This window comes from Pseudoalteromonas sp. S16_S37 (assembly GCF_014694405.1).
In the GTDB taxonomy this organism is placed as follows: domain Bacteria; phylum Pseudomonadota; class Gammaproteobacteria; order Enterobacterales; family Alteromonadaceae; genus Pseudoalteromonas.
In genome coordinates this window covers 1-5,213 of sequence record NZ_JAAUWV010000102.1, presented here as the reverse complement: position 1 = coordinate 5,213, position 5,213 = coordinate 1, and the positions used below count along the sequence as shown (strand labels likewise).

The 5,213-nt window shown below is 48.2% G+C and carries 7 protein-coding genes; all 7 read right to left on the bottom strand.

The features are described 5' to 3' along the window. A partial coding sequence (locus HC733_RS21570; protein WP_190367039.1) for a phage head morphogenesis protein occupies window positions 1–899 on the bottom strand: 899 nt, incomplete at its 3' end. Beyond that, entirely contained in the window at window positions 892–2,442 is a 1,551-nt protein-coding gene (locus HC733_RS21565) for a DUF935 domain-containing protein (RefSeq protein WP_190367038.1), read from the bottom strand. The genes HC733_RS21570 and HC733_RS21565, both read right to left, overlap by 8 nt. Beyond that, window positions 2,436–2,591, bottom strand: a complete 156-nt coding sequence (locus HC733_RS21560; RefSeq protein ID WP_190367037.1) for a hypothetical protein — start codon at window positions 2,589–2,591, stop codon at window positions 2,436–2,438. The genes HC733_RS21565 and HC733_RS21560 overlap by 7 nt, the downstream gene beginning before the upstream one ends. Beyond that, a complete protein-coding gene (locus HC733_RS21555; protein ID WP_190367036.1) occupies window positions 2,591–4,180 on the bottom strand; it encodes a terminase large subunit domain-containing protein in 1,590 nt (529 codons plus the stop codon). The genes HC733_RS21560 and HC733_RS21555 overlap by 1 nt, the downstream gene beginning before the upstream one ends. Next, window positions 4,180–4,761 carry a DUF3486 family protein gene (locus tag HC733_RS21550; protein WP_190367035.1) on the bottom strand — a complete coding sequence of 194 codons (582 nt, stop codon included), beginning with the start codon at window positions 4,759–4,761 and terminating at the stop codon, window positions 4,180–4,182. The genes HC733_RS21555 and HC733_RS21550 overlap by 1 nt, the downstream gene beginning before the upstream one ends. Further along, entirely contained in the window at window positions 4,761–5,063 is a 303-nt protein-coding gene (locus HC733_RS21545; protein WP_190367034.1) for a VpaChn25_0724 family phage protein, read from the bottom strand. Before HC733_RS21545 ends, HC733_RS21550 begins: the two co-directional genes overlap by 1 nt. Further along, the gene (locus HC733_RS21540) at window positions 5,050–5,205 is read right to left on the bottom strand and encodes a DUF2730 family protein (RefSeq protein ID WP_238937658.1); all 156 of its coding nucleotides are present in this window, start codon (window positions 5,203–5,205) and stop codon (window positions 5,050–5,052) included. The genes HC733_RS21545 and HC733_RS21540 overlap by 14 nt, the downstream gene beginning before the upstream one ends. Window positions 5,206–5,213 lie beyond the last annotated feature (8 nt).

Below are 5,213 nucleotides of genomic sequence, written 5' to 3'. Positions count from 1 at the left end.
TAGCGTTCGATACGCTCAATGCTTTTACGGGCCCATAATTCAAACGCTTTGGCTCGCTCTTGGCTATTGTTGAGTGCTTGAATAGTCTCGGCGCGTAGCTGTATATCTTCAACTTTGCCAAGCTTTTGTGCCACGGCAACGTCTGTACCAAATGCCGATTGCCCGGGGGAATACGCCCAGCCAATATCCGGGGTCATTACATCGCCACTGGGTAGCTTTAATCGTGCATGGGGCACGGTTTTAACCTCGCCAGACTCACGGCTAACAATCTCTGCATCAAATTGTTGTACATAGCTTTCACCGTTTTCAACCGTTATGCCACGGGCTTTGACTTGTGCCGCTGTGAGCGCGCGAACGCGGCAACGACAACCCCAGCCATTGGGCGGGAATATAGTTTGCCAGATTGGGTCGTCAAATCGAAATACCTTGCCATTTAATAGCCTGTGCTCTGGCCTTGTTTGCCCATCATCAATGGCTATGTATTGCCAATAGGGGTGGGTTTTAGCGCGAGCCAACAAACGGCGGTAGCGCCCAGCCATGTAGGCGGTTTGCATGTTAGTGCGGTAAATGGTGTTTAAGCGGTACGGGCTGCCCAGTTGAATGGTATCGCCTTGCTCGTTTTTAACCTTGCCCCACCAACCGTGCTTTTGTAGCTCTGGGGTTAGGCCGTCATTAAACTGTTTTGCGGTTAAGCCCTCGGTTAGGGCTTGGTCAGTGTATTTTCGTATGGTTTCTAGTACGTCCATGCTTTGAACTCGCGCAACGGTAAACGCCTTACTGTGGGCAACGGTCAGCACATCGTGCCATTCATCGCTGATTGTGTAGCCCTTGGCCCGAAAGTAAGCCACGGCATCGCTGGGCGCGCGCTCAAATGCCGCGCTAATGTGGGCACTACTCATTGACGGTGCCCCATAGTTCACTGACAAAAAACAAGCGGGTAAGCAGCTCGGTTAAAGCGTCTTGGTCTAGCGTTGGGTAAAGCTCGGCAAGCTCAATGGCGGCTAAATCACTGCTTTGGTTGAGCTTGTTTAACAGCGGTTGCAGCGTGGCTTTGTATTCGTCACGCATATCACCATTTGTAATGGCGTTTAATGCCTCGTCTAGCGCTGTTTGATTGTCACGGTCTATGTGTTCGGTGCTTAGCGCTGCAATGGCGGTGCTTAAGGCGGCTTGAGGTGTATTAGTTGGCAAGGCCAACACAGCTTCGCCGTCTTTGGCTTCAGGAATATTTAAGCGCTCATGCACCCAAGATTGTGGTATTTGCATACCTGTACTTACCAAGTCTTTAAGGGGTGGTGCAAAGTCGCGCATTTCATCGCTGGTAGAGGTGTCAAACTCAAAACGGGGTAAGCGGCGGCTGCTGCCGTTGTAGCTTTTACCGTTGAGTGCATATAAGGGCAAAAGCAGGTCGCGGCTTATGGTTTGCTCTAGTTGATGTAAGTCGCTTAAGGTGATGTCTTCTTTAACCTCTTGGTGCACGTTACCAAGTGCATTCGTGCTGGTTTTGCCATCAGCTTGGCTAGTGAGTGTGCCGCCTAAGATCACTTTAGATTGCGTTAGTTCACACCAGCGGATCATGCTCTCAAATGGGTCAGCTTGGCCGTTGGCGGCACTTTGAAAATCAATTTCCATACCTTTGGGAATAATCCCCCCCGCGTTGTGGCCAATGGCCATCACCGCGCGCAGTAGCGTGGCCTTTTCTGCATCGCTGGCACCACTTGGGTATTTGCCCACACGCACGGGCAAGCCGTAAATCTCTAAAAATTCGGCTAAGTCGCGCACACTGTAGTTTTTAAACAAAAATGGCCATGCAAGTACCGATAGCAAACCCGTTCTGTGTACATACCCCGACTTTGATTTATGAATATGCAGCGCCCAGCCAAAAGGGTTTAGCGCTTCACCTTCGTTGGTGTTGTCGTTTAAAACAATGCGGTTAAAATCGTCTGGGTGGGTTTTAAATATGTTTTGGTCACGATAGGTATAGCCCGTAACTATTTGCTGTTTTTCAACATAGTCCCATTTCAGTTCGTTGGCACTAAACCCCTTGAGCATTGCATCGGTTAGATCAAACAAAAAGTCATAAAACCATGTGGCATCATCAAGTATATCGGCCAGCATATCTGCATCGCGTTGTTCGTCTTTAGAGGCGTTACGCGGTGGTTTTATACTCCATTCAAACCCTAATATGGCGCGGCGGCGTTTGCCTAGTTCACAGCTAATGTGGCCGTCTTTGTCTTCAATGTCTTTTGCTAAGTCTGCCATGGCTGCCAAGTTGCCTTCTTCAGCTTCTTTGAGCAGGCTCGCCAATTTAGCAGGGGTAAGCCCTTGTGTCGGGTGCTCAGCATATTGCTTAAGTAGCATCGCCACTTGGCTGTTTTCTTCTGTTTGATTGCTGTCTAATTTTTTAATTGTGAGCGGATCGCCATTAATATCTACTAGCATGGTTTTACTCTTATAACGGGTTTAATTGATACAACGTATACATCTAGGGTCATTGCATACGCTTCAGCCGCTTTGCGGTCTGTGGCTTCAATGTCTTCATAGTCATCAATGACAGTAAAAATGTACTGATAGTGAATACGAAAGCGCATTACCAACACCCCCCGCCTTGATAGGCCCCTAAATCGCTGTAGTTAAAATCAGAGTTGTTTTTAGCATCGTGTTTATTGGGAAGTGGGGTAAATTCAATGGCGCTGCCATCCATCCAAGCGGCGCGTACAGCCATTGCTAAGCCTACGGCAAAGTCGCCGTGACGTTGGCGACCATCAGAGCCTTTATCTGATCCCTTATCTATTTTTGGGGTGCCATTGCGGACAGAGATCTTTTGTAAGTCACCTAAAATATCTTGGTGTTTAGGTACTTGAATGTTTTGGTCTTCAAACTCAGCCTTAAGCTTGGGCATCCACTCCCTATACCACGGATCGTTTAGCATGACTTGCTCGACCATTTCGGTGCCAAAGTGTAAAGCTGCGGCTTCTGCTAAGTACCCACCGTTACCCGTGGCATCAAAGGCCATACCTTGCAAACGGGGTAAGCGTGTGGCGATATGCAACATAATATGGCGCTGCATATCATAGGTGAGGTTAGTTAGCTCAACCACAAAGGGCACACGCTTTGATAAGTCTTTGCCTATCTCTAGCGGCACAAATACGGTTAAATCGCCACGGCGGGCAAAGTCTTCACCAAGGCTATGGTTTAGCGCGGGGTTTAACTTTTCAAGCAGCGGGTCGATATACTCTTTTAACCATGCGTCAATCTCGGCTTTGCGGTATTCATCGGTCCAGCTCATAAAGTCGCTGGGCGCTTCATACTGAACAATGGGGATGCCTTTGGTCATAGCCGCTTCAATTAACACGCGGGGTATATACGCGCCGCCGCCTTTTTTAGGTTCGCAAAAGTACTCTTCGCGGGCATCTTCTTCGCTGGCTGTGTCGTTTATAAGGTCATCAATCCATTTGCTCTGGGCTTCAACGGTCCATTGTTTACGTTGCCTTTGGCATATACGCTGGTACAAGCCCTCACGGCAAGCATCTTCTATGGTGATAGTGTGAACCGAGTAGCGTTTTCTGCCTGCGCGGCTATCTTGAATAAGTTCATTAAACTGGTTGTCTACGCCATTGTGCGTACTAATAAGCCTAACTTTTGCGCCCCACATGGTTAGTGCTAAAGCGGCTTTGAGTACTTCGGCTAAGCGCTCATGAAATGCGGCCTCATCAATGGTTACATTGCCTTGCATACCCCTTAGATTGGCAGGGTTGGAGCTAAGCGCTTGGATTTTAAAGCCACTTGCAAAGTAGATCACAAATGTAAGGATCTCTTTGCCTTCTTGACCATCATCAATGAATAGCTCTTCTTGAATATCACCAGCCGCTTTATTAAAGGCTTTGGCCCACATAGCGGCCGCTTCAATAAACTCACGGGCCATTTCTTTGTTAGAGCCAACGTAAAAATGGTTGGTGCCAAACGCATCTTTGCTTTTACTGGCCTCTAGTACGGCGTCAGCCGCTTCAGCCCATGTGATACCGGTTCGGCGGCTTTTCTCGGCGATTTTGAGCGGGGATTGGTCGGCTATCCAGCGTTTTTGGTAGCCTAGCAGTAGTTCGCTAGGGTCAAATGGTATGTATGAGGGTAGCCCAAAGCGTTGCTTTACTTCATTGGCATTGCTGACGCTTTCAGTCATTATGCGATTCCTAAGATCTGGTTTTTAATGAGCTGAGCACCTTCTTCTGACAGGCCCGCTAGCACGGCACTTTCCTCAACCTTTGCGGCTGCCTCTTCAGCAAAAACTTTGCGAATTTCGGTTTCGCGCTTATGCACATGCATTGCAGTTGTTTCAAGGCGCTGAATACTGAGCATTACTTCTTTGATCATGCCTACGTCCACCTCGGCATTTTCATCAGGGTTGAGTAGTTGTTGGTGCATCGCTTTAAACAACTGAGTACGGCCCATTTCAAGCACCAATCTTGATGTTTCACCCATGGGTTTATCACCCAGTTCAGCAACTAGTGCAGAGGTGGCCGCGCGGGTTTCTCTAAGCTGTGCCGCAATGGCTTCGTGCTTTTGTGCGTGACGAGATAAGCCAGAGCGTGAAATAGTAGCCTCTTCATCAAGCCCCGCATCGAGAATTTGTTTGTTTACCGCATCTAAAATATCAGCTTGAGAATTACCGCTATCACGTAGCATTTCATCAAGCATTTTTTTGATGTTGTCGGGCAACATGTCAATTTTACTGGGCTTAGAGCGCCGTACCTTGTCTGTCATTACACACTCCTTGGTGCGGGGCGTTTTATGCCAGGTACTATGCTTTTACCCTCAGCCACATCTATGCCGTTTTGCGTAATGCGGGCAACCCATGTGTTGCTTGTCAGTCTTTCGAGCGCTACATAGCTGTTTTGCTCTAACCAATTAAGTTGAGTTTTAAGCTGGTCACGGCTGCACCCAAGCGCGTAGCGGGTCAATACATCAGCTAACATACTGGTGTTTGCGCCATAATCAGCCGAATCCTTAAGTGCGATTAATATGGTGATCCGCTGGTGTTCTGCCTGTACTTCATGCATCGCCATTACGTGTACCTCTGAGTTCGTTTTCCATTAGTAGGGAAGTTGTGTTTTGTAAGGTGGCTAATTGAGGCGAGAGCGCATCAATTTTGCCGCCTACTTCGAGTAGGCTTTTCTCTAATCCATGAAAGTCATCAGCACTTGGCATGTCTTCAA